Source organism: Dactylosporangium sp. CA-139066 (assembly GCF_050936175.1).
Taxonomy (GTDB): domain Bacteria; phylum Actinomycetota; class Actinomycetes; order Mycobacteriales; family Micromonosporaceae; genus Dactylosporangium.
Genome location: NZ_JBNJNH010000004.1, coordinates 1 through 21,064, shown reverse-complemented (window position 1 = coordinate 21,064; position 21,064 = coordinate 1). Strand labels below are relative to the sequence as shown.

Genomic DNA, 21,064 nt, shown 5'->3' with positions numbered 1-21,064 from the left:
GCCCAGCGCAATGGCGAGCGTGACCGCGCCGCGGCCGGTCACGCCTGCTCCAGGTCGAGCTGCGACCCGAGCCACCGATGGCCCGCCCCCGTCAGCGTCACCTTCGCGGTGGCCACGAGCGTCTGCCCAGAAGCGCTGACGATCGGGATCGTGACCGTCACCAGCTCATCGCCGGCGGGCGCGACCGCAATCTGGTCACCGACCCGACCGACCGGCACCTTCGCCGGGTCGGCGTCGGCGAGCTCCGCAGCCAGCTCATCGGTGACGAGCGGCCGGAACCCGGCCCGCCACTGCTCCGGTGACTTGCCCTGCGTGTTGAGGATCTTCACGAGCAGGTCGACGGCCGCCTCCCGTGCCTCGATCGGCCCGGCGGTGATGTCCGCCGGCTGGTCGCTCACGTCGGCGCTGCCGTCGTCGCCCGACTCCTCGTCGCCGCTCTCGGCCGCCGCGGCGGACGTGGGAGCGGCCTGCGACCCGCCCGAGGCGTGCTCAGCGCTCCCGGAATGCCGTCCGGCCAGCAGTACCGCGGCGATGACGGCAGCGGCCACGGCGGCAACGATCCAGCGGACCGGCAGGCGCCTCATGCCCGGTTCCCCGCGGTCGTCTCCGGCCGGGGCCGTGAGGCGGGATGCGAACTGGGCGCCGCTTCGCGGGCGTCTTTGACGGTCTGCCCGGCGAACGACAGCAGCCGGTACAGCAAGCCGGGCTTCTCGTCCTCCTCGTCGCGTTTGCGGGCCCCGACCCGGACGAGCCGCTTCACGGGCCGCAGCACCATCCACAGCACGACACCGGTCAGGCCGACCGCGCTGATCTGGACGAAGCCGGACAGGTCCGAGTCGAAGACGGAGTCGACGATCCACAGGTAGAGGCCGGCACCGGCCCCGAACATGATGATGTTGGCGACGGAGCCGACGACGGCGTTGAACAGCCGCATGACGGACGGGTGACCGGGCTGCAGGATTCCGATGGTGGCCATGAGCGGGAACGTCATGACTGCCACCCGCACGACGAGGAATCCGAGCAGGATGACCACGCTGGCGCCAATATCGAAGATCGAATAGATCCCGGCGGACAGCATCGCGATGAAACCGCTGCCGAGCCGGTCGTCGCCGTGCAGACCCTGCAGATGCTCGTACGCTTCCGGATCTTCGGCCTTGACCGCCTCGGCGATCGAGATCCACTGTTCAGCCTTCGCCTGCACGATCACCGGCCGCAGTTCCGGGTGGGCGTCGATGTCCGCGGCTTCGCCCCATGTGATCGTGGTCGCGTCGTACAGTGCCGGGCCGTACTTCTTGGCGATCGGGCAGTCGTCGCAGCCGAGCATGGCCCGGACCCAGTTGCGGTACAGGATCGCGTAGACGGCCGCGTCCGACGACCTCACGGCGACGGTCCGGTGGTCCTTGCACGCGTCAGGGTTCCTGTCCCGCGAAGCGCAGTCCTCGAGCGGGATGTCGTTGGAACCCGGGCCGACAACCTCGTGCATCGCGCTCAGGCCGGTGACGGCGACCCGGTCGGCGCCGTGGGTCACGAGCAGCGGGTACTTGCCGATGCCGGTGACGGCGACCATGACGAGCAGCGCCCATCCGGCGAGCTTGGTCGCCTCGGACAGCCTGCCGAGCCGTGCCCGCCAGATCAGCCATCCGCCGGCGGCAGCGAGGGCCAGTGCGCCGAGCACGGAAAACACGTAGTCGTAGGTCTTCTCGGTGGCGGTACGGACGATCGAGTCGGACCAGCCCCACATCGCGTGCGGGTCGTAGGCGAGTTCCCGCAGCCCGTTGGCGGTACCGAGGGTGATCTGGGCGATCGAGAACTCCATACCGGCGATTGCGTTCTGGCCCGTGTCCGTTGGGTGCGTCACCGCCCCGGCGCAGGAGGTGTCGTACATGTCGAGCGGGTAGCCGGCCATGCCATGCCGGGCGTACTGGCCGAGGACGCCGGGACGCAGGTCGGCGTCGGGGCGGCGGCTGAGCCAGCCGGAGATGCCGGAGTCCGGCGAGGCGGGTGTTGGTGCTTTGACGCAGTCGGCGCGGCGAGCGGCAGCGTTGCCGAGGCGGTGGGCGCAGTCGAGGAAGTTCGCGGGTACCTGCCACTCCTCGACCGTGCATAGCGGCTTGACCGGCTCCGGGTCGGCGTGCGCTGGAACGCCGGGACCGAGGACCAGCAGCGCGGCGGCAGTCAGGGCGGCAAGCGCGTGAAGGGTGCGGCGGATCATGCGACGCCTCCAGGGGTGGTGTCGAGGTGAGCGAGCAGCCGGTCGGCGTAGGACACGTCGACGCGGATCTTCTGCATGCGGCCGTCCACGTCGCGCATCACGAACTCGCGGAACCCGAGCCGGGCATCCGATGTCGGGTCGGCCTGCGAAAGTGCGGCCAGGGTCTCCTCGTAGCCGACTCCGCCAGCCAGGCGCAGCAGCTGTAGCGCCCCGGCCGCGACCTCCGGATCGGCGGCGATGCGCCCCGCGAAGACGGTGGAGACAAGGTTCTGGACGTCGAGGTCGAGAATGTCCTGCGGGTTCTGCGACGCCACCAGCGCGGCGATGTTCCACTTCCGAGAGTCGCGGGCCAGGCGGACCAGGAACGAGCGGCCGGAACGCCAGCCCTGCATCACGTGCGCCTCGTCGAGCGCCACCAGCTTGCGCCGGTGCATGTCACCGCCGTAGCAGCGCCGGACGGCCAGACGGTGCGCGAGGTGCAGCATCGGCACCGTCAGCGCCTCGGCCGCCGACCAGTAGTCGCGCTCGACGGTCATGTCTGGCAGCCGCAGACCGGCCATGGTGATGATCGTCAGGGGGGCGTCGGAACCGAGCGCCCCGACGGGCGGGCGGCCGAACAGCAGCCGCGCCATCTGCAGCTCGGCGGCGTCGTTGAGCAGCGCCGCGAGCTCCTGGGCGCTGCTGTCGCCGGCATTCAGGACCGCGACGATGTCCTCGAGCTGCGACGCCTCCTCGGCGGGAACCTGCCGGGCGGCCCGGCGCAGCAGCGACGCGGCGGCTTCGCTGCGGGCGACCTGTGGCGGCAGCAGCATCATGGCGATGTCGAGGACGAGGGTTCGCCGCTCGGCGCGGGCATCGGTCACCGCGACGTCGAACAGGTGGTCGCCGTGCTCGCCCGCCGCGAAGTCCGTACGCCGCGGCGTCGGGATCAGGGCGTACGGGGCGAGGGTGCCCCGGTTGGCGCCGACGAGGTTGAGCACCTGTGCTCGTCCCCGCATCAGCGGCATGTCGGCGAGCCGGGCGAGGGGCCCGGACGGGTCGAGCAGCGTCGTCTGGACGCCACGCAGCGCGGAAAGGTAGCCGATGGACCCGATGAGCGTCGACTTCCCGCCGCCGGGCTCGCTGACGACGATGGCCAGGCCCGAACGCTCCCGGACCTCGGTCGCGAAGTGCGGGTCGAACATGACCGGCCGGCGGCCGGTCCCGGACGTGTAGCCGATCAGGTCGCCCCGACCGTCACCAACCGCGGCGGCGGCCTGCGGGACGGCGGCTGCGAACAGCTTCACGGACATGCGCCGCAGGTAGCCGGTGTCAGCGATCGGCTCGCCCGGGATGAACTCGCGGGCCAGTTCGGGCTGATCCTTCGGGTGCTGCAGGGCAATCCGGGCGTGCTGCTGGTAGAGCCGGGCGACCTCGTCGGCGCGTTCGAGCGCCACCTTCTCGGTCGGGCCGGTGACCGCCAGGCGGTGCCAGCCGTGCACGCGTGCGGCGTCGACGGGCTGCCCGGTCGAGATCTCGTCACCGACGGCCACGGCCCGCTCGGCGAGCCGCCCGAGCTCGGGCGGCATGTCCAGGCCGTGCTCGGCGTAGTCGCGCTGCTGATTGCGCAGCAGCAGGAGACGCCGGTTCAGGCTGGACGTGGCGCCGCCCGGGCCGAGGACGTCGACGCGCGAGGACACCTCGACCGGGTACGGCAGTTCGTCGGCGAGGTGCAGCCACGGCAGGTGCTGCTGCGGGATTTCCAGCGGCTCCATCCGGCCGACGGTGAGCACGGCGGCATACGACTCTTCGCCGGTGAGACGGTTGACGACGCGGGTCGTCGCCCCGTACCGGGTCCGGTACCGGTCGACGTGCTCGGTGAGGGCCATGATGTCCTCGGGCCCCGTCGCGGTGACTCGCCGGTCGGGCGGAGTCAGGCCGAGGCCAACCGACCGGTACAGCAGCCACGCAAGCTGTGTCGGCGTCGCGGGCTCGGCGCCGAGGCCGAACGGCCGCAGCAGGGCCGTGAACTTCTCGACCTTGGCGGCGATCCGGTCCCGCTCGCTGCGGGCCACACCGCCGCGGCCGGCGCGGGCGCGTACCCACTCGCTGACCGCATCGCCGACGTGCCGACGGGCCACGGTCACGCCGAGGTAGGTGACCCCCTCGGCGTAGCCGAGCGCGTCGACGTGGTTGGCGGCGGCTCGCAGGTGATCGGCGAGGGCCTGCTGCCCGACGATCGGCGCCGAGGACCGGAGCAGGTTCCCCGCCCACTGGCCGGTCGGGTACGGCCGGGACGTGCGGCGCAGGTGGAGCCGATGCCCGGCGAGCTTCGCGTACTGCTCGGCGACGGCGGTCATGAACGTCTCGCGGTCGGCGTCGGGTCGGAATGCCCACACCCGCTCCGGCAGGACGTACCAGGCGGTGGCGGTGCTCGCGGTGAAGGTCAGGTTGCTGACGAACTCGCGGAGCTGCAGGTCGACGGTCGGCGCCGGGTCGCGGGGCTGCCGCACGTACGGCGTGAGCGCCACGACCCGGCCGAGGGTGCGACCGTCGGTGAGGTTGCGCTTCATCGCGGGCCTCCGATTCGGATACGGGCGGCTGACAGGCTCGGCAGTTGGGCCGGCGGCGGGGGCCCGGTCTGGCGCCAGTCCCGGGCGGCGGTGGCGAGGATCTTCCGTGCGGGCCGGTCGGGGTCGACGTGCCGCCAGATGGCGTAGGTGCTGACCATGGCCGCGCCGATCTCGACACCGATCCAGCCGAAGCCGCCGGTCAGCAGGGTCCCGGCGCCGACGAAGCCCGTGCACAGGACGGCGAAGAGGCCGTACTGGGCGTACGGGAGCTGGATCGGGAGTGTGTAGTTCGGTGGGCCGAGGTAGACGAGCCTCGCCCGGTAGATGTCGTCGTCGGTGCGTAGCAGCACGTCAGGCTCCTTGCAGGAAGTCACGGCCCGCGGCGGTGAGGTGGATGCGGAGGAGCTCGCTGCGCTGGGCGCTGCCGGCCTGGCGGAGCGCCCAGCGCATGGAGACGGTTCCGCCGCCGCTGTGGCGGACCTCGACCAGGCCACGGTCGGCTACGTCGAGGAGGAGATGCTCGGTGAAGTTGTCGGCCATGTAGCTCACGGGGTGGCCGTACTGGGCGGCTTCGAGCAGGTCGAAGGTGCTGCTGGTGGGCGTGGTCATCGGCTGGCCCTACTTGAACAGCAGGTCGACGATGGATCCGCCGAAGAAGAACAGGCTGGTCGCGCCGGCGATGAACGCGATGCCGATCAGGGCGACGCTGCTCGAGGTGAGCACCTTCGACACCTCGCCCTTGTTGGCGCGGGAGACGAAGATGATCCCGAGTCCGGCGAGCAGGATCGGCACGATCTTGGTGACGAAGAAGTTGAGGATGCCGTCGGTGTTGAGCTCCTTCGGCGTCGGTGCTCCCGACGGCTCGGGCGCGGCCAGGATGTGCAGGTGGTCGGCGGTCGTCTGGGCGACAGCGGTCAGGAGGTGCATGACGTGGTCTCATTTCCGGTCGAGGGTTGGTAGACGAAGTCGTAGAGGGCTTGCTGCAGGGCCACGAGGTCGCCGCCGTCGGTGACTTCGGGGAAGCCGTGTTCTGCGAGGACGCGGCCGACGGCGAGCAGCAGGCCGTACGTGAACCGCGGACCGGCGTCGGGCTGCGGCGTGATCGGGTAGGCGCGGGTCACGGAGCCACCTCCGCCAGGTCGGCCGGGTCGAACGTGGCGGCTGGGGACGTCTCGTCGACCGCCTCCGACAGGTCCGTGTAGACCTGGACCGTGCCGTCGCACGGCTCGTCGACGTCGTCGCAGTGACACGCGTCGACCATGAGAAACCGCACGACGTGCACCCGGCCGTCGAGGACGATCCGGTCACCGATGCGCAGGTCATCCGCGCGTTTCGAGCCGGAGGCCTCCGCCGCGGCGGCGAGCAACGCCATGGCGAGCTCGCGGGCCGCGGCCGGGGAGAATCCGTACGTCTCCGCCTTCAGCTGCGACGACGGGTCGACCCACACGACCGGGTCGACCGTGCCGTCCGGCCGCTCGTCGCGGGTCGCGCCGACGACGAGCAGGCCCGGCGTCGGCTCGTGGAAGCCGTCGAGGTCGTAGCTGGCCGCCCGCATGGCACCCGCGTGATGCTGGGCGCCATCGTGGTCGGCCTCGTGCGACACACACCAGGACAGGGCCGCGGGGCAGTCGACAGGCTCCGACGCGAGGGTGGTCCACTCGGCGCTGCAGGTCCGGCATGACCATGCATGCTTCGGGCCGGGCTGCTCGCCGAGCTCGTACACGGTCTCGGTGGTCGCCCCGACATAGACCACAGCGGCGCAGGTGCCGCACTTCGGGCAGTCCGGGTCGACGTCGGGGCCGGCAAGTGTCCCAGTTGGGACAGTTGCCGACACGGCGACCGGCTCGAGGACGGCCGTCATGACGGGCTCCCCTCGGCGTGCTGAAACTTCCGCATGGCCTCAGGGCCGGCGGGGTCGACGTCGACCCATGGGCCGTCGGGCCGGTAGCCGTCGGCGATCAACTGGCCGGTGATCTCCCGCTGGGCGCCGAGCATGGACACGGCGGTCAGGTCGCGGGTGCCGGTCGTCTCGTCGGTGTGGACGAGCATGCAGCTGATCGGCGGGCGTGCACCCATAAGCCAGACCTCGGCCACGGATGGCACCACAACGGGGCTTTCGACGACCTCGCCCGCGCTCGGCGCCTCGTCGACGACCGGCGCCAACTCCGGGTCCGCCGGCGGCTTCGTCGAGGGTGTATCTGTAGGTACACCCTCGGGGCGGCAGTGCGATCGACCAGCGACCTCGTCGAGGGGGTCCAAATTCGGACCACCTTGGGTCTCCAGCGGCTTGGTGAGCGACTTCGCCAGCGCCGCGTCGAGGTTGCTGTTGTGCGCGTCGCGGGCCTCGATCGCACGGGCGCGGGAGCAGGCTCCCAACGTGGCCCGGAGCAGTTCCTCGGCGCCTTTGGCGCTGACCCGCCGCCCACCGAACTCCTTGGCGAGCACGTCGACGAGCCGCTCGATCGGAACGACCGTCTTGCGCGACGGCTTGGCCTCGTCGGGCTTCGGCTCATCCGGCATCGTCACCTCGGCCGACACCGCCGAGGCGAGCCACTGACGAAGGTCCGGGATGTCGATGCCCAGTTCCTGCAGGTGCGTGAGTGACGTGTTGATCAGCCGGTAGGCGACTGCCTTGTCGGCGCCGAGCCGGGCAGCGACCGTCGACACGGGCTGCCGGTCGACGCAGTGCAGCTGGACCGCCATCCGTGCCGGCGGGCCGAGGAGGTCCCATGCCGCCTTCACGTCGTCCGGTTTGGCGGCGGCCTTGAGCGGCTTGGTCATGCCGGCTCTCCTTCGTGGCTCAGCGAAAGCAAGGCGTCCCGCGCCTCGGTCAGGAGGCGGGTCGCGGTGGTGGTGTTGACGCCGAGGCGTGCAGCGATCTCGCGCACCTTGAGGCACTCGACGAAGCGCATTGCGAGGATCTGGCGGTGATGCTGATCGAGCCGACGCAGCAAGCGCGGCTGTGCGATCAGCGAGAGGATCTCGGCCTGAACGTCCTCGTGGCGCCTTCCCTCGACCACAGGTGCGCCGGCGCGCAGACGCTCAAGGGTTCGGAACACGAGCTTCTGGGCGGCCGGAACTGGCACGTCCATGTACTCTGCGATCTCGTCCCAGGAGAAGCCGTGTAGGCACCACAGCTCGACCGCGGTGCGGCGTAGCGGCGGCAGGGATTCGATCACCGACGCGACGGCGGCCGCGGTCTCCTCGTCGGCCATGCACCGTTCGTCACCCTCGATCGGCTCGGGTTCGCCGAAGAGGTCCAGGAAGTCGCTACCGGCGATCTCGCGCTGGCGGTGGTGCGTGACCTGCAGAGCGGTGTGTTTGGTGGTCTTCATCAACCACGCGATCGGCTCGTCGAGCGCTGTGACCGTGTCTCGCTTCAGCAGGCCGATCATGAATGCCTGCTGAACGGCGTCCTCGGCGTCGTCCCAGGTGCGGGCGTGCCGGCGGGCGTAGCGGAGCAGTTCGCCGCGGTGCTCGCGGCACATCTCGTCGAAGATGTCGTTGACCTGCTGCTGGGAGAGGGCGAGCGTCATGCCGCACCCGCCGTGGTGGCCGAGCCATCGACCGTGACGCCCCACGCGCGCAGCTGCTGCTTGGCGCGGGAGATGTAGACGCGGACCCGGTCGGGGCCGACGCCGAGGATGCGGCCGATGTCGGCGAGGGTGAACCCGAAGCCGTACCGCAGCCGCATCGCGATCATCTGCCGGGACGACAGCCGCGACAGGTGCTCGTCGAGCTCGTCCATGACGGCCGGCGCGATGCTCAGCCCGCGGGCGGTCGCCACGTGGCCGAGGATCGTTCGGCCGACCTGCTCGGCCTCGTGGATCGTGGCGTAGCCGCCGCACGCGCCCGAAGGGGAGCCGTCACGGAGGAGCGCCATGTAGATGCGGGTGTGCCCGATCTCGCCGTCGAGGGTGTCGCGGCGCTCGAGGCTGACCGTGTACCCGTCGCAGCCCTCGCCCGACCCGGCCGTGAGCGGCAGGTCGACGGCGGCACTGTCGTGGTACAGCGGCTCCCCCTCGCGGGCGAGGTCGAGGTCGTGGTTGTTCGCGTTGCCGGTGCACCACGGCACCCCGGCCGTGCAGCCGGTCGGCTGCGGCGCCTCCGCGGTCTCAGCCGAGACGAGGGCCAGGTTGGGGCGGATCGTCGTGACGGTCATGCGGGGACTCCGCCTTTCTGGTCGTCAGGGTGGTTGAGGCTGGCGAGGTGCGGCTGGTCGGCGTCGAGGACGTGACCGGCCGCGGCGAGCGCGGCCCGGAGGCGGCGCAGCTGGTCGGCGCCGATGTCGAAGACGGGGCTGACGGGTCCGCTGGTCGCCGGGACGATCGACAGCTCGAGCAGCGGCTGCCCGTGGTGGGTGCCGTAGATGCTGACGACGTACCGGGCGCTGTCGCGGTCGGCGCCGGCCTCGGCCGGAACGTCGATCGCGCGGCTGTGGTGCAGCTGGAGCCCTTCGGCGTCGCACTGCGCGTCGTCGCACCACGCCGGATGGGTGGAGGCCGAGGTCCCGGTCACAGCGATCCGTCCTCAGTCCGGAGCCAGTCCATCTCCCCGGCGTACGCGTCCTCGGCCGTGCACATGGCCAGCAGCACCTCGGCCAGATGGGAGCGGACCGGCGGCGCCGACACGTACAGCTGGGCTTCGGGATGACGGCCACTGCCGACGGTCACCACCAGCCATTCGGCACCGCAGGACTTGTGCAGCGCCGTCCCGAGCAGCCCATCGGGCGAGGTCCACTCGCGGGCGTCGAACACGGCCGCGGTCAGCCCTTCGACGGGCACGGCGACCGACACCTTGCCGGTGCGGATCGACACGTACCCGGGGCGGGCGGTGCCGTGGATCAGGTAGCCGACCTCGCCGGCGAAGTCGGACCGCCCGGCCTGGGTGCAGAACACGGGGATGCGCGTCGTGGTGTTCACAGCGTCACCGGCCGGTCCCAGTGGTGCGGGTCGCCGACGACCGACGCGTGTCCCCGGAGCGCCTGGCCGAGGTGGCGGGCTTGCGCGCCGCGCAGCTCGTAGCCTTCCAGCGACGAGGCCTGCCCGGGGCGCATGAGGCAGATCTCGACGCCCGGCGGCTCCTCGGCGGAGTCCATCGCGTCGGCGAACAGCCGCACGAAGATCGCCGCCTCGCCGTCGTGCGACGGGTAGACGATCGTCCACTCCGACAGGTGGTGCGCGTAGTTCGGCGACGCGACCGTGCACTCGTTGGGCGAGCACCACGCCGGGTGGGTGATGCTCGCGTCGTCGTGGCCGGTCCGGATGCTGCCAGCGGCGATCCCGAACGGCTCCTTCGGGGTGCGCAGGTCCGTGAGGTACTGCGCCTCCCGGGCGCGGCGGCCCTCGTCGTCACGCGGCGGCACGAGCCACCTCCGCCGTAGCGGCGCGGACGAGGGCGGCGGCGTCGGACTCGACCGGCTTCGGCGCCTGTTCGCTGGAGCAGACCGTGACCCGGCGGCCGTGCCACCACAGGACGCGGTGGTTGTGGAGCGCGATGTAGCCGGTGCCGAGCGCGGTCAGCTCGATCTGGCCCATGCCGAACCACGCCAGCCACTGCAGCCCAGCCGCGATGGTGCTCGTGTGGACGGTGATGACGTCGTGGTGGGTCAGGACGATCTTGGCCGGGCAGGGCATGCCCTCGGCGACAGCGGCGGCGATCAGCAGTAGCGCGTCGCGGCGTGCGATGGTCATCGGGTCGCCTCGAGCTGCTCGGCCAGGTACAGCACCGCGGCGGCGACCTGGCGGGCCTCGGCGGCGGTCAGGTCGATCCCGTCGGGGCTGGCCGTGATGACGATCGCGGCCTGCCCGGTGATGCCGTACTCGTCGAAGCGGTTGAGGTACAGGTCGACCTCGCCGGCGACGAGGTTGCCGCCGCCGGCCGCCTGCACGGTGATCGGCTCGCCCTCGTGGCAGATCGACCCGTCGGGGTCGGTGCCGTGCTTGCGGCACCACGGCGGGCAGGTCCGCGCCGTGGTGCGGGTCAGGGTCGCGGCGCTCACGCTGTCTCCCCCGCCTTGCTGGGGAGCGGCTGGCGGGCGTCTGCGACCGCGGCGAGGATCGTGTGGGCGAGCCGCTCCGCGTCGTCGGCGTGGATGGACGTCAGGGGGATGGAGATGGTGACGACCGGCGCCTCGGGGTACCCGTCGATGTCCTCGATGGTCTCGACCTCGACGCTGACCTTGGTGCTGGCGCCGTCGATGTCCTTGACGTCGCCGACGAGCACCGTCCTGGCGTGGTGGCGGCTCGTGATGATTGCCGGGCCGCCGAAGCTCAGGGCATCGCCGCCGTAGCAGTTGTTGCCCTTGTCGCACCACGCCGGGCACTTCCACCAAGGGGCGAGGTCGATGAATGTGGGCTGCGGCACCTCGCGGATGCTCGGCTCGCCCGCGAGGCCGGTGATGGTCGCCGTGCGGGCGGCCGTAGTGTTGGTGTCCATGGGCGGACCTCCAGTTAGTTTTGCCCTAGGGCCCCGGCTGCGGCGGAATCGCAGGTTTGGGGCCCGTCTTGTTTCTGCTGGCCGGGTGGCCATCGGTGCGCCCGACGAGTGGTCGGGCGCACGGGAAAGTCACCCGGGCTACTGCTCGTCCTCCTCGGCGAGCCGGTAGCCGGCGGCGAGGCGTTCCTGGACTCGGTCGGCAGCGACGGGGACGTTGCGCCCGTCGGAGGGCCGGATCATGCGGACCGGCCGCTGGCCCTCGATGGCGGCGAGCACGCGGGCGCGCTCGCCGGCGGTCATCTCGTCGGGGCTGGTCATGCGCTCGGGAACCCGTAGTCCGCAGCGTCGGCCTCGTAGACCATGACGCCGAGCAGTCCGGCGCCGTACGCGGCGCGCCTGGCGTCATGCTCCGAGGCGTGCTGCGTCCCGTGCAGCTCGTGGCGGATGCCGTCGCCGCGGTGCACGTACAGCCGGCCGTCCCAGTCGGGAATGACCCGCCAGTCGGTGACAGGGACGAACGCGGGGGCGGTCATGCCCGGCTCGAAACGGGGCAGCTGGTTGAGGGGCATCAGGCCGACGGTCCACACGCGGTAGGGACGTCCGCCGTCGACGGACTTCAACTCGGGCAACTGCATGGGATGGGCTCCTTGGGCAGGGTGAGGGGTGGTGGCGGGGCCGACGGGGACGACCCCGCCACCACGACGGGGAGGAAAGTCAGGCGGGGTTCGCGGCGACGAGGGCCGCGTAGGCGCGGAGCGCGTCCCACTCGTGGTCGTGGCGGCTGCACAGCGCCGAGTCGATGACGCCGTTGCGGCGGCCCTGGACCAGCACACCGGCCTGCGCCGTCTGGAAGATCCGGATGGTGACCGGCCCGGCGACGTGCTCGCGGATCTCGCCGACGGCGAGCGAGCGGGCCGGGTCGGCGGCGGGCTCAACGGTCTCGGCGAGGGCGAGCTGGTAGTAGGCGGAGGCGGTGAGAGCCGCGGCCTGCTCGTCGGCGAAGGTCGCGCACTGGTCGGTGATCCGCCGGGTGCCGATGTAGGTCACCACGGTCCAGGCGGTAACGGTCACGCGCTGGAGGGTGATCACGGTCCGACCCGCCTGGGCCTCGATCTGCTGGCCGATGGCCAGGACGGGCTCGCGAGTGGCGGCGGGGGCCTTGATAGCGTGCATTTGGGTCGGTCTCCTGTTGGTAGCAGGTGTCCGGTCAAGGGCTCCGGTCGGTGTTGGTAGCACCGGCTGGGGCCCGTCTTGCTTACGCCAATAATCATAAGGCCCAGTGCCACATGGGTCAAGGCGTTTGGCATTGGGCCAACGATTGAGTGCTGTATGGCCGATGTGGGATGATCGGCCCCATGACCACGCAGAAGCCGAAGAAGGCGATGGGCGCGGCAGGTGATCCGCTCGCCGCCGCGGCAGCTGCATATGCTGCGGGCCTGGCAGCAGAGAAGGCCGCCATCCGCGCCGTGGAAGAAGCCAGACGCGCCCGCCAGGCCGCCGGCGAGAAGATGCGAGCCGCGAGGGACGCTCTCGCGGCACAGATCGTCGCCGAGGCGAAGGCCGGCATCAGGCAGAAGGACATCCTCGAGCGTCTCGCCGGCGTCTACACCCGTGAGAGCGTCCGGCGCATTTGTCGTGAAGCTGGCGTCGAGCCGAACGACTAGTCCGCGCACCGAGCACCTCCCTTGGTCTGGCGAGCCCGACGACGGCCGCAGTCGCCGCCGAGCCCGTGACCACCACGCTCCGCCCGGAAGGAGGCTTGCGGGAGATGGAGCAGGTTGCGCACCCCTGCGCATTCATGCCCGCCGTTGCGCGCCCTTGCGCAGACCTGTCCCCCGCCTGCGCCGCCGCCTACGCTCGAAACGCCCCAGCATTCACCGCTCTGCGCAACGGATCAGGGTCGCCATGCCGAAGCCAGTGACCAACCACGAGCTCGACGCACTCCTCGCCGAAGCCGGCTACAGCCACAGCCAGGCCGCCCTCGCGCGGCAGGTCAACGCCCACAGCCGGGCCACGCGCAGCGTCGAGCTGCAGTACGACGGCGCATCCGTCTACTGGTGGTTGCGCGGACGCACACCCGACGACCCGGCCCCCGCCGTCATCGCCGAAGTGCTCACGCGGCGACTCGGCCGGACCGTCACCCAAGACGACCTCGGGTTCCGCCGCGCTGGCCCCGACCTCACACGCCTCGGCCTGGAGTACCGGCCGTCCCTCGAGGACAGCCGCAACACCGTCGCCGACCTGTGGAGGTACCTGTTACTGCGCCGTGACGCCCTGACCGCCGCCCCGCTCATCGTGGGCGCCACCATGACCGCCGGCTGGGCCTGGCTGTTCGACCCCCGCGACCGGGACACCGCCCACGTCGGTGCCCGCCGCGTCACCGCCGGAGACGTCGCCGCTCTGCACGCCTCGCAGCGGCAGATCCTCGACCTGGACCGCCGCCACGGCGGCGGCCACGCCCGCGCGCTCATGGTCGGCTGGCTCCACCGCGAGGTCACGCCGATGCTGCACGGCTCCTACACCGACGCCGTCGGCCGGCAGCTGCTCGCCGCGGTCGCCGAGCTCACCGGACAGGTGGGGTTCATGTCGTACGACGTCGGCGAGCACGGCCTCGCGCAGCGGTACTTCATCCAAGCCCTGCGCATGGCGAAGGCCGGCGACGATCCGGCGTTCGGCGCACACATCCTCGCGAACATGGCCACGCAGGCCGTGTTCCTCCGCCAGCCTGCCGAGGCCGTCCGGCTGGCCCGGGCCGCAGTCGACGGCGCCCGCCGCGCACACCCGGCCGTCCTGGCGCGGCTCTACACCACCGAGGCATGCGCGCACGCCATCGCCGCCGACGAGGCCAGCTGCTCGACCGCCCTCCGCAACGCCGAGAAGGCCATGGCCAAGACCTCGAGCGACGCCCCCAGTTGGGCCGGCTACTTCACGCCGGCGCATTACGCCGGGACCGCCATGCGCTGCTGGCGGGACCTCGGCCGCCCCGACCGAGCATTGCGGCACGCCGCCGACGCGGTCGCCGTCGACGAGGGCGGCACCCGCACCCGCGCGCTCCACACGGCGCTGGTCGCCACCGTGCACGCGACCGGGCCGCGGCCTGACGTGGAGCACGCCGCCGCGCTCGGCGCCCAGGCGTTGACCCTCGCCGGTGAGGTCCGGTCCCGGCGGGTGGTGGAGCGCGTCGACGAACTCGGCCGCCTGCTGCAGCCGCACCGGCGCAACCGCGCCGCCGCCGCGTTCCTCGACCAGGCCGCCCAGCTCGCCAAGGCCGCCTGATGGGCGAGTGGGCACCGCCGGAGGTCCACTATGCGAACCTGCCGACGTTCCACGCGGCTGCGGCCGTGCTCATCACCGACCCGGCGGGCCGGGTGCTGCTGGTGAAGCCGAACTACCGGGAGTCATGGCTGATGCCGGGCGGGTACGTCGAGGCGGACGAGTTCCCGCACGATGCCGCCCGGCGTGAGGTCCGCGAGGAGCTCGGCCTGACGCTCGACATCGGCGCCCTGCTGGCCGTCGACTGGGCGCCTGCGGCCGACCCTCGACCGCGGGCGATGGTGAACCTGATCTTTGACGGCGGTGTGCTCGAGGAAGCGGAACACGCGATCCGGCTACGCACGCAGGAGCTGGACTCGTACGCGTTCGTGTCGGTGCTGGAGTCCGCGCAGCTGCTGCCGGCGGCGGTCGCGCAGCGCGTCCCCGCCAGCCTGGAGGCGCGCAGGTCGGGGGCGACCCGGTACCTGTTCGGTGGCGTGCTGCGCTGATCGCGCGCAATTATTCGGCGTTTCGCCGTCGCCGTGAGGCCCGTCTACCCGACGCGTACGCGATGCGGTCGGCGGCAAGCTCGGCAGTCGTCGCCGGCGACGACTGCCGCGATCTGGATGGCCTGCCGAATCTGCTCGGGGGTCATCCGTACAGCGCGGCCGGCGCGCACGTGAGGTAGCTCCCGGGTCTTGCAGCCACGGAGGAGCCAGCCCAGCGGAGGACCGCTCTCGGCGGCGGCATCCTGCAGCGTGAGGACGCGCGGGACGTCGTTAGTGGTCACCGCTGCTTGCTTCGCTGGCTGCGCTCGTCCGGGTAGGCCATCACTCGCAGTGCCGCGCCCTGTTCAGCGGTCAACGGCGGGGCGGCGGCCACAACGACACGGATGTACTCCTCGATGCCTGGTGCGAGCAGGCGCCGGGACGGCTTGGCGCCAATGCTGCGCTTCTCCCCCGCAACTGCTCCAATTTCCGGCTCAGGCAAAATTGCATCCACGGTCACGGCAGCTCGCTCCGCCGTCGGCGACCGCTGCGAGTCCGCGCCCTCCTGCGCGCCTCGATCTCCTCGTCGGCCGACGTCACCTCCGCCGGCTGAACGGTGAACTTCGCGATGAGAGCGTCGAGCTGCTCCTGGGTGAGCAGGCGGCTCTTGCCGAAGCTGACGAATGCGAACTCAAGTCTGCGGCCCCGGTCCTCGATGACCCGTAGACCAACGCCCATCAGCTCGGCCACTTCCTGGAATGTGTAGAGCCAGGGATCGCGCCGGGCGTTGGCGAGGTCCAGGAGGCGCGCGATGCCGTCGACGAGCTGCTGGCCGCAGGTGCAAGCCGGTGGGGGACTCGATGTGGAGGCGTCGGGGTCGTCTCGAGGCTCGGGTAGGTGGGCGTCGAGCGTCACGTCACGCTGCCTCATCGCTCATTCGCCCAGCCGTCCATGCCACTTGCCCGCCGGGCGGCGATGCTGGCGCGGACGTTGTCGATCGCGGCGGTGAGGGCGCGGGAGGCGGCCCGGCCGGCGGGGCTGTCCGGGTCGAGGGGCTCGACTTGTCGGCGCGATTTGTTCGTCACGTCCGTTTATCGCAGTTTTCTTCGCGCCGGTTGCGTGCTATTCGCGCTCGCCCGAACGTCCGAACGCCGCAGTGGGATGCCGGTCACGGGGCGGCCTGTAACGCCGTAGCCTCACCTCATGGACGAGCAGCACCTGCCCGCCGTGCCGCCCGCGTCTCGGAAGCGTTTCGCCGAGATCCAAGCCCAGGTGGACGCACGGACCGCCGCGGAGGCGGCCGACCCGTCGCTGTTCTGGCGCCGGATGGGCGTGCAGGCCGCCCGGGATGCGGCCCTGGCGGAGCGCCTGGTGCCGGTTGAGGGTGTGGCCGCGTTCCGGCAGGCGTTCGATGAAGCGCTTCCTAGTCTGCGTGAAAGCGATCTACTGGGCCGGGACGGCGGTACGGTGCGGTCATGACCACGCGCAGTTTCCGCGAGCTCGCTGAGATGGAGCAGCTCGTCGAGGATGCGGCCCCCGGTGGTTGGCAGTTCACGCCGGTCGCCGGCCCGGTGTCTGAGATTCCTCCGCCGGATGCGCCGCATGTGGTGATCCGGGCTGTTGCGGTGCCGTTCGTCGTCGATGAGCGGGCCCGGCAGGTGGCGGCAGAGCGTGGTGTGGATGTTGAGGTCGTGCTCGCCGAGTGGGTGGCGGCCAGCGAACAGTAGAGCCGGAACGCTCTGGCCTCTCCCGATCTACACGCCATCGCCGACACACGGATCGGCTACTTCTTGCGACCGCCGCGACCAGGTGACCAAGCCGCAGGAGGGACGCTCTACCCGGCAGCCGTGCCTGGCTGCGCGCCGCGCCGCTTGGCGCTGACCAGCATGGCCACACCCGCGACGATGAACGCCGCACCGCAGCACAAGCCGCTACCCGCGACGGCAAGGTTGCCGTACCGCAGGTCGGCGAGCGCGTCAGCACCCTCGACGTCGAAGAAGCCCTGCGTGGTGTAGTAGGCGATTCCGTATCCGACGCCGCAGAGGATTGGCAGCACACCGAAGACGATCAGGATGATGCCGCCGACTCGGAGGCCAGTCGACGGGTGGGCAGGCTGGGTCATGGCATCTCCTTGTGTCGGGCGGATCCCCGATCCTGCCGACGGTGTGGTGTGCGGACAACGGGATGTCCGGCAGTCCCGGATGGCTGACGGTTGTTCGACGTTGGCCGATACGGCGACCTGTTCCGCGTCGAGGCGGACCCGCGAATCCCATCGCTGTAGTTCGCTCGCACCACTTGACCTGCGGAAACGCCGAGCGATCATGGTCGGGTGGGTGTGGTGTTGCACGCGGGCGGCTGGCGGGTCGAGGAGACCGTCGGCGACTTCGACGACACCGGCTCGAGGACCTGGTTCGAGGCGGTCGAGCCGTCCGGGGAACGCCACTTCGTCACGATCGCGCAGCTGCAGCGGCTGCTTCGCAGGCACGGGCTGGACGTCGCCGACCTGCGGATGGTGCCCCCGGACCGGCTCAGCGAGTTCGACGACGGCTGCGAATAGCGGGCAAAAGCAAACGCCCGAGGGGTCACCTCGGGCGCGCTCGAAACCCTGCCCGGCCTAGATGACGCCGAGACGGCGCAGTTGCGCCGCGATGTCGTCGACCTCGACGAGCTCACCCCGGGCGACGGCCAGCATCATCGCCTCAGCATCGTCGACATCCACGTCGGGAATACCGCCACCGGTGTTCAGGACGATGAACGTGATCGTCGCAGCCCACGCCAGCCGCTTGTTGCCGTCGATGAGCGCATGGTTGGCGCACAGCGAGTGCAGCAACGCGGCGGCCTTCCCGGCAAGGTCCGGGTATGCCTCCTGGCCGAAGACGTTCGTCTGCGGCCTGGCCGCTGCCGAGGACAGCAGGCCGTAGTCGCGGACTTTCGCCGGGCTGCCGATGGCGGCTGCGGCGATGTCGAGGAGGTCATCGACGTCGAGGTAGATCGTCACTTGGCCAGCCGGTCGAGCAGTTCGCGATGTTTGGCGGCGACTTCGGCGGCGATGAGGCGTACCGAGGCCCGCTTGTCGTGGTTCTGGACGTATTCGGCGACGGCGCAGACGATGGTGGCGTTGGCGGAGCGGTGCTCGGCGGCGGCTACCTGCTTGAGGCTGTCGTGCAGCTCGTCGGGCAGGGTCACGGTCGTGGTGGTCATAGGACAATAGTAGGACTTTCCTACTGTACCGTCTAGCCGATCGGCGCCGCCCCCGCTGCCAATCTGCTGCCAGCTGCACCTTGCCGAGTTCGAGCAGGCCGAAGGTGGCATCGCCCTGGACTTCGCAACGAACGCGCCAAAGCTCGCCTACCGGACCGTCGAGGTCGACGGGTGGACGTGGCCGGATGTACGGGCGGTCGAACGCGAGCGGGTCCGGTAGCCGGAATCGCTCCCCCGTTCGCCGCCGGGACGTGCACCATCCGCAGACCTACCGCCATTCCACGACAGGGATCGCCAGCAGTCGATAGACATGGACGGTCGGCGCGGCGGCACGACCCAACCGGGGTCCGCCCTTCCGCAGCACGGCAACCGCCGCGCCAGCCCTATCGGCCTACGCGGACACGACCGAGGTGACGGTCGCCGTCAGCTTCGCCGACTTGTCCTTGACCTGGACGAACTCTTCGTCGGCGCGGCTGTACTGGTCGCCGGTCATCGTCACGGCGTTGCTGTACGGGTCTTCGGTCCCGTTCACCGTATACACGATCTTGTAGGTTTTCGCCGGGTCAAAGTCGTGGCCACCAACGTTCTTCAACTCGACCGAGAACGTCACGTTGCAGCCAGCACTACCGAAGCACTTCCTGCCCAACTCGTTGACGGTGACCTCGAAATCGGCGGGTACAGGCGTCGTGTACACCTTCGCCGGCGGCGACCACGGCTTCGCCGAGTACGTCGCCGCCGCAGCTGCCGCAGAATCGACGGGAGCCGGGTCGCTGTGCGACGAACAGCCGGCAAGGAAGAGCAGGGCGACGGCCGCGGAGGCGGGGTGACGGGGGCGCATCCGAGCATCCTGACGGAGGTCGAGCCGGAACCGGTCAGCCGCTGGGACGGTTCACCCGGGCCGGGGCGGCCGATCGGTCGGGCATAGCGAGTTAGACCTGCCGGTGGATCTGCACGTACGGATCACCCGGCATGATCACCGTGCCGGTCAACCCGAGCGTCCCGGTCGCGCGCATCTCCATGCCCCCGGTCGGCGCCGGGCTCGAGTTCCGGTTCAGGTCGACCGGCTCCACGGCGGGCTCAACCTCCGCCCGATCCCAGTCGGCCGCGTACGGCTCGGCCGGCTTCGGTAGGTGCGCGAGGAGCGGATCCCCGGCCTCGCCGCTGAACAGCTGCATCCCGAGCATGAGTGCGAACACCAGGTTCGCGCCCTGGCTCTTCAGCTTCCGCCGCCAAAGTTTCACCGGCCCATTGTCCCGCCCGGCGGCAACCGACAGCGGGAGCGCCTCTGCCATAGCGCTCGCGAGCCGCTTACGATCGCCCCGCCCGCCGCTCGATGGGCTTCTCCCCGCGGGCCATCTGCTCGCGCACTGCCTTGTTGTTGGCGTTCGCCGCCCGCTGCAGGTTCTCGAGTGCCTGCCGATCCTCGGCGGTCTCCTCAGGCACGTCCCGCCACCCTCAAGTGAACGAATCGTATTCACCCTATTGCCCCCTGCAGTGGCCCAGTAAGATATGCACGACCATCTATAGTCGAAGGGTGGCACGCCATGCGCCAGGGACTGGACGGTACACGCTGCGATCCGACCCATCCGTTCCCCGCGCCGAGCGCTATGGACTGGATCGACTCCAGAGAGTACGGAGCACGCGAACGGCGGCCAGGCAGCAACGGCATGCTCGATGTCGACACCACGCCCACGTGGCGCATGATGGCCGCCAACATCTGGGAAGCACCATGCCTCGATGCCCATCGAGCCGAGGTCGCAAGCGATCCCTATCTGACGACGCATCTCATCGCGGCCAGTGTGATCGTCGGCCTCCCCCGCCAGCCGATGATCTACGCCCTCGCACTCGAGCAGGTCGGCGCCGCCCCAGCGATCAACGCGCTCCAGGCCGAGGGACTGGAAGCTGCATGCGCCGTCGTGCAGGGCATGGGCCTGGTGGACCGGACGCGCACCGTCGCTGAATGCGCGGCGTTGGTCCTACACGGTTGGGTAACCCTGCGACTCGACATCCACGACGGCATCCTCGTCGGACGCAAAATCGCCCGCGGCAATTAGCCGGCGCTACCGCTCGGCGTCGGGCACCTCATCGACGGAGGCCGCGAACACGAACGCGGACCTGACCTCACCCTCTCGGCACACGGACAGGTCGAACTGGTTGACCATCTTCGCCGGGTCGAAGCCGGCCCGCTCGATCGCCGCCACCATCCAGTTGAGCAGGATGCGGTCGGTGCGTCGCGCCTCGTCGAGGTCGAGGGCCCGGGTGAACGAGTCCACCTCGCGCACCCGCTTGCCGTTCAGGCGCAGCGTGAAGGTGAAGCGTTCAGCGGCCATCAGTGCCCCCTGTCGCGGTCGGGTCGCGTCGCAGCAGACCGTACCGCCGACGCTGCCTGCCGTCACTGATAACGGCTTGGCGGGTGCCCGCGTAAGCAAATGGTCCCACTAGCCGCCGACCACACGCAGAGTGAGAATGGACCTCGGTAGCTACCAGGGCGGCGACCCGCGTCCGACGTCGGCCGCGTCGGTTTGCCGCCCTGTCACAGCTTTCGGAGGCGCTGTCACAGGTGCCGACCTGTGACAGACGGCTAGGCTGTGACGGCAAAAATGGCCCTTGACCTGCGAATGTCACACGTATCACAGGTGTCACAGGTTCCTGACACCTAAGAGCCCCTACAAGGGGAGAAACTAAATATCTCGCGGGCCGACCGACAACTACAGAAGGTAGCGTGCAGCCAGCGCACTGCTGGCGCTCATGAGATCTCCGCCCGCCCTCCAGACCGGCCCGGGAGGCACATCACGTCTCACGGACGTGTCACTGTATTCGACGCACCGGACGCACGGAGCGCACAAACGTCACATATCGGGTAGGGCCAAATGCCGCCTGACCTGCACTCGACGCACCGGAAGTACCCCGCGCACGTCACC

Annotated in this window: 37 protein-coding genes; 7 read left to right on the top strand and 30 right to left on the bottom strand. The window is 70.4% G+C overall.

The features are described 5' to 3' along the window. Positions 1 to 38: 38 nt before the first annotated feature. From ACQEVU_RS58865 to ACQEVU_RS58770, 20 genes are all read right to left on the bottom strand, one after another. Positions 39 to 584 carry a hypothetical protein gene (locus tag ACQEVU_RS58865; protein ID WP_433318581.1) on the bottom strand — a complete coding sequence of 182 codons (546 nt, stop codon included), beginning with the start codon at positions 582 to 584 and terminating at the stop codon, positions 39 to 41. Then, positions 581 to 2,212 carry an MFS transporter gene (locus ACQEVU_RS58860; protein ID WP_433318578.1) on the bottom strand — a complete coding sequence of 544 codons (1,632 nt, stop codon included), beginning with the start codon at positions 2,210 to 2,212 and terminating at the stop codon, positions 581 to 583. Before ACQEVU_RS58860 ends, ACQEVU_RS58865 begins: the two co-directional genes overlap by 4 nt. Beyond that, positions 2,209 to 4,764, bottom strand: a complete 2,556-nt coding sequence (locus tag ACQEVU_RS58855) for an ATP-binding protein (RefSeq protein ID WP_433318575.1) — start codon at positions 4,762 to 4,764, stop codon at positions 2,209 to 2,211. Before ACQEVU_RS58855 ends, ACQEVU_RS58860 begins: the two co-directional genes overlap by 4 nt. Next, positions 4,761 to 5,114: a hypothetical protein gene (locus ACQEVU_RS58850; RefSeq protein WP_433318572.1), complete on the bottom strand. Its 354-nt coding sequence runs from the start codon at positions 5,112 to 5,114 to the stop codon at positions 4,761 to 4,763. The genes ACQEVU_RS58855 and ACQEVU_RS58850 overlap by 4 nt, the downstream gene beginning before the upstream one ends. 1 nt (position 5,115) lies before the next feature. Next, a complete protein-coding gene (locus tag ACQEVU_RS58845) occupies positions 5,116 to 5,373 on the bottom strand; it encodes a hypothetical protein (protein WP_433318569.1) in 258 nt (85 codons plus the stop codon). A gap of 9 nt (positions 5,374 to 5,382) precedes the next feature. Next, entirely contained in the window at positions 5,383 to 5,691 is a 309-nt protein-coding gene (locus ACQEVU_RS58840; RefSeq protein ID WP_433318566.1) for a hypothetical protein, read from the bottom strand. Next, a complete protein-coding gene (locus ACQEVU_RS58835; protein WP_433318563.1) occupies positions 5,679 to 5,885 on the bottom strand; it encodes a hypothetical protein in 207 nt (68 codons plus the stop codon). Before ACQEVU_RS58835 ends, ACQEVU_RS58840 begins: the two co-directional genes overlap by 13 nt. Next, entirely contained in the window at positions 5,882 to 6,625 is a 744-nt protein-coding gene (locus ACQEVU_RS58830) for a hypothetical protein (RefSeq protein WP_433318560.1), read from the bottom strand. The genes ACQEVU_RS58835 and ACQEVU_RS58830 overlap by 4 nt, the downstream gene beginning before the upstream one ends. Next, on the bottom strand, positions 6,622 to 7,545 hold the full coding sequence (locus ACQEVU_RS58825) for a hypothetical protein (protein WP_433318557.1): 924 nt from the start codon (positions 7,543 to 7,545) through the stop codon (positions 6,622 to 6,624). The genes ACQEVU_RS58830 and ACQEVU_RS58825 overlap by 4 nt, the downstream gene beginning before the upstream one ends. Continuing rightward, entirely contained in the window at positions 7,542 to 8,300 is a 759-nt protein-coding gene (locus ACQEVU_RS58820) for a sigma-70 family RNA polymerase sigma factor (protein WP_433318554.1), read from the bottom strand. The genes ACQEVU_RS58825 and ACQEVU_RS58820 overlap by 4 nt, the downstream gene beginning before the upstream one ends. Further along, positions 8,297 to 8,926, bottom strand: coding sequence for a sigma factor-like helix-turn-helix DNA-binding protein (locus tag ACQEVU_RS58815; RefSeq protein WP_433318551.1), 630 nt, complete (start codon positions 8,924 to 8,926; stop codon positions 8,297 to 8,299). Before ACQEVU_RS58815 ends, ACQEVU_RS58820 begins: the two co-directional genes overlap by 4 nt. Continuing rightward, positions 8,923 to 9,282, bottom strand: coding sequence for a hypothetical protein (locus ACQEVU_RS58810; RefSeq protein WP_433318548.1), 360 nt, complete (start codon positions 9,280 to 9,282; stop codon positions 8,923 to 8,925). The genes ACQEVU_RS58815 and ACQEVU_RS58810 overlap by 4 nt, the downstream gene beginning before the upstream one ends. Next, positions 9,279 to 9,686, bottom strand: a complete 408-nt coding sequence (locus ACQEVU_RS58805; RefSeq protein ID WP_433335436.1) for a hypothetical protein — start codon at positions 9,684 to 9,686, stop codon at positions 9,279 to 9,281. Before ACQEVU_RS58805 ends, ACQEVU_RS58810 begins: the two co-directional genes overlap by 4 nt. Further along, a complete protein-coding gene (locus tag ACQEVU_RS58800; RefSeq protein ID WP_433335438.1) occupies positions 9,683 to 10,129 on the bottom strand; it encodes a hypothetical protein in 447 nt (148 codons plus the stop codon). The genes ACQEVU_RS58805 and ACQEVU_RS58800 overlap by 4 nt, the downstream gene beginning before the upstream one ends. Next, positions 10,116 to 10,457, bottom strand: a complete 342-nt coding sequence (locus tag ACQEVU_RS58795; protein WP_433335440.1) for a hypothetical protein — start codon at positions 10,455 to 10,457, stop codon at positions 10,116 to 10,118. The genes ACQEVU_RS58800 and ACQEVU_RS58795 overlap by 14 nt, the downstream gene beginning before the upstream one ends. Beyond that, positions 10,454 to 10,765: a DUF6907 domain-containing protein gene (locus ACQEVU_RS58790; protein WP_433335442.1), complete on the bottom strand. Its 312-nt coding sequence runs from the start codon at positions 10,763 to 10,765 to the stop codon at positions 10,454 to 10,456. The genes ACQEVU_RS58795 and ACQEVU_RS58790 overlap by 4 nt, the downstream gene beginning before the upstream one ends. Next, positions 10,762 to 11,202 carry a hypothetical protein gene (locus ACQEVU_RS58785; RefSeq protein ID WP_433335444.1) on the bottom strand — a complete coding sequence of 147 codons (441 nt, stop codon included), beginning with the start codon at positions 11,200 to 11,202 and terminating at the stop codon, positions 10,762 to 10,764. Before ACQEVU_RS58785 ends, ACQEVU_RS58790 begins: the two co-directional genes overlap by 4 nt. A gap of 138 nt (positions 11,203 to 11,340) precedes the next feature. Next, positions 11,341 to 11,520: a hypothetical protein gene (locus ACQEVU_RS58780; protein ID WP_433335446.1), complete on the bottom strand. Its 180-nt coding sequence runs from the start codon at positions 11,518 to 11,520 to the stop codon at positions 11,341 to 11,343. After that, entirely contained in the window at positions 11,517 to 11,837 is a 321-nt protein-coding gene (locus tag ACQEVU_RS58775; RefSeq protein ID WP_433335448.1) for a hypothetical protein, read from the bottom strand. Before ACQEVU_RS58775 ends, ACQEVU_RS58780 begins: the two co-directional genes overlap by 4 nt. Before the next feature lie 79 nt (positions 11,838 to 11,916). Then, complete coding sequence (locus tag ACQEVU_RS58770; protein WP_433335450.1) at positions 11,917 to 12,375, bottom strand: hypothetical protein; 459 nt, start codon at positions 12,373 to 12,375, stop codon at positions 11,917 to 11,919. 182 nt (positions 12,376 to 12,557) lie between these two features. Here ACQEVU_RS58770 and ACQEVU_RS58765 point away from each other — a divergent pair, with 182 nt between their 5' ends. The 3 genes from ACQEVU_RS58765 to ACQEVU_RS58755 all read left to right on the top strand — a co-directional run bounded on the left by ACQEVU_RS58765 (position 12,558) and on the right by ACQEVU_RS58755 (position 14,963). Further along, positions 12,558 to 12,866 carry a hypothetical protein gene (locus ACQEVU_RS58765; protein ID WP_433335452.1) on the top strand — a complete coding sequence of 103 codons (309 nt, stop codon included), beginning with the start codon at positions 12,558 to 12,560 and terminating at the stop codon, positions 12,864 to 12,866. A gap of 241 nt (positions 12,867 to 13,107) precedes the next feature. Then, positions 13,108 to 14,478 carry an XRE family transcriptional regulator gene (locus ACQEVU_RS58760; RefSeq protein WP_433335454.1) on the top strand — a complete coding sequence of 457 codons (1,371 nt, stop codon included), beginning with the start codon at positions 13,108 to 13,110 and terminating at the stop codon, positions 14,476 to 14,478. Continuing rightward, on the top strand, positions 14,478 to 14,963 hold the full coding sequence (locus ACQEVU_RS58755) for an NUDIX domain-containing protein (protein WP_433335456.1): 486 nt from the start codon (positions 14,478 to 14,480) through the stop codon (positions 14,961 to 14,963). Before ACQEVU_RS58760 ends, ACQEVU_RS58755 begins: the two co-directional genes overlap by 1 nt. Positions 14,964 to 15,240: 277 nt before the next feature. Here the strand turns inward: ACQEVU_RS58755 and ACQEVU_RS58750 are convergent, their stop codons facing one another. From ACQEVU_RS58750 to ACQEVU_RS58740, 3 genes are read right to left on the bottom strand one after another with little or no spacing between them, the layout of a single operon-like run. Continuing rightward, entirely contained in the window at positions 15,241 to 15,462 is a 222-nt protein-coding gene (locus ACQEVU_RS58750) for a hypothetical protein (RefSeq protein ID WP_433335458.1), read from the bottom strand. Further along, entirely contained in the window at positions 15,459 to 15,857 is a 399-nt protein-coding gene (locus ACQEVU_RS58745) for a hypothetical protein (protein ID WP_433335460.1), read from the bottom strand. The genes ACQEVU_RS58750 and ACQEVU_RS58745 overlap by 4 nt, the downstream gene beginning before the upstream one ends. A gap of 11 nt (positions 15,858 to 15,868) precedes the next feature. Continuing rightward, positions 15,869 to 16,027: a hypothetical protein gene (locus ACQEVU_RS58740; RefSeq protein WP_433335462.1), complete on the bottom strand. Its 159-nt coding sequence runs from the start codon at positions 16,025 to 16,027 to the stop codon at positions 15,869 to 15,871. 118 nt (positions 16,028 to 16,145) lie between these two features. On the opposite strand from ACQEVU_RS58740, the gene ACQEVU_RS58735 reads away from it, so the two are divergent. Next, entirely contained in the window at positions 16,146 to 16,421 is a 276-nt protein-coding gene (locus tag ACQEVU_RS58735; protein WP_433335464.1) for a hypothetical protein, read from the top strand. Then, positions 16,418 to 16,669, top strand: a complete 252-nt coding sequence (locus ACQEVU_RS58730; protein ID WP_433335466.1) for a hypothetical protein — start codon at positions 16,418 to 16,420, stop codon at positions 16,667 to 16,669. The genes ACQEVU_RS58735 and ACQEVU_RS58730 overlap by 4 nt, the downstream gene beginning before the upstream one ends. 107 nt (positions 16,670 to 16,776) lie before the next feature. On the opposite strand, the gene ACQEVU_RS58725 is transcribed toward ACQEVU_RS58730, so the two are convergent. After that, positions 16,777 to 17,064, bottom strand: coding sequence for a hypothetical protein (locus ACQEVU_RS58725; protein WP_433335468.1), 288 nt, complete (start codon positions 17,062 to 17,064; stop codon positions 16,777 to 16,779). Positions 17,065 to 17,271: 207 nt separating this feature from the next. Here ACQEVU_RS58725 and ACQEVU_RS58720 point away from each other — a divergent pair, with 207 nt between their 5' ends. Continuing rightward, complete coding sequence (locus tag ACQEVU_RS58720; RefSeq protein ID WP_433335470.1) at positions 17,272 to 17,499, top strand: hypothetical protein; 228 nt, start codon at positions 17,272 to 17,274, stop codon at positions 17,497 to 17,499. A 57-nt stretch (positions 17,500 to 17,556) separates the two neighbouring features. On the opposite strand, the gene ACQEVU_RS58715 is transcribed toward ACQEVU_RS58720, so the two are convergent. The 5 genes from ACQEVU_RS58715 to ACQEVU_RS58695 all read right to left on the bottom strand — a co-directional run bounded on the left by ACQEVU_RS58715 (position 17,557) and on the right by ACQEVU_RS58695 (position 19,586). After that, positions 17,557 to 17,940 (bottom strand): type II toxin-antitoxin system death-on-curing family toxin, encoded by a 384-nt coding sequence (locus ACQEVU_RS58715; RefSeq protein ID WP_433335472.1) that lies wholly within the window; start codon positions 17,938 to 17,940, stop codon positions 17,557 to 17,559. Beyond that, the gene (locus tag ACQEVU_RS58710; RefSeq protein ID WP_433335474.1) at positions 17,937 to 18,143 is read right to left on the bottom strand and encodes an Arc family DNA-binding protein; all 207 of its coding nucleotides are present in this window, start codon (positions 18,141 to 18,143) and stop codon (positions 17,937 to 17,939) included. Before ACQEVU_RS58710 ends, ACQEVU_RS58715 begins: the two co-directional genes overlap by 4 nt. Positions 18,144 to 18,534: 391 nt before the next feature. Beyond that, positions 18,535 to 18,981 (bottom strand): hypothetical protein, encoded by a 447-nt coding sequence (locus tag ACQEVU_RS58705; RefSeq protein ID WP_433335476.1) that lies wholly within the window; start codon positions 18,979 to 18,981, stop codon positions 18,535 to 18,537. A gap of 91 nt (positions 18,982 to 19,072) precedes the next feature. Further along, complete coding sequence (locus ACQEVU_RS58700; protein ID WP_433335478.1) at positions 19,073 to 19,384, bottom strand: hypothetical protein; 312 nt, start codon at positions 19,382 to 19,384, stop codon at positions 19,073 to 19,075. Positions 19,385 to 19,451: 67 nt separating this feature from the next. Then, complete coding sequence (locus tag ACQEVU_RS58695; RefSeq protein WP_433335479.1) at positions 19,452 to 19,586, bottom strand: hypothetical protein; 135 nt, start codon at positions 19,584 to 19,586, stop codon at positions 19,452 to 19,454. Positions 19,587 to 19,687: 101 nt separating this feature from the next. On the opposite strand from ACQEVU_RS58695, the gene ACQEVU_RS58690 reads away from it, so the two are divergent. After that, entirely contained in the window at positions 19,688 to 20,197 is a 510-nt protein-coding gene (locus ACQEVU_RS58690) for a hypothetical protein (RefSeq protein ID WP_433335481.1), read from the top strand. A gap of 6 nt (positions 20,198 to 20,203) precedes the next feature. Here ACQEVU_RS58690 and ACQEVU_RS58685 read toward each other — a convergent pair whose 3' ends face one another. Beyond that, complete coding sequence (locus tag ACQEVU_RS58685) at positions 20,204 to 20,473, bottom strand: hypothetical protein (RefSeq protein ID WP_433335483.1); 270 nt, start codon at positions 20,471 to 20,473, stop codon at positions 20,204 to 20,206. Positions 20,474 to 21,064: the final 591 nt, after the last annotated feature.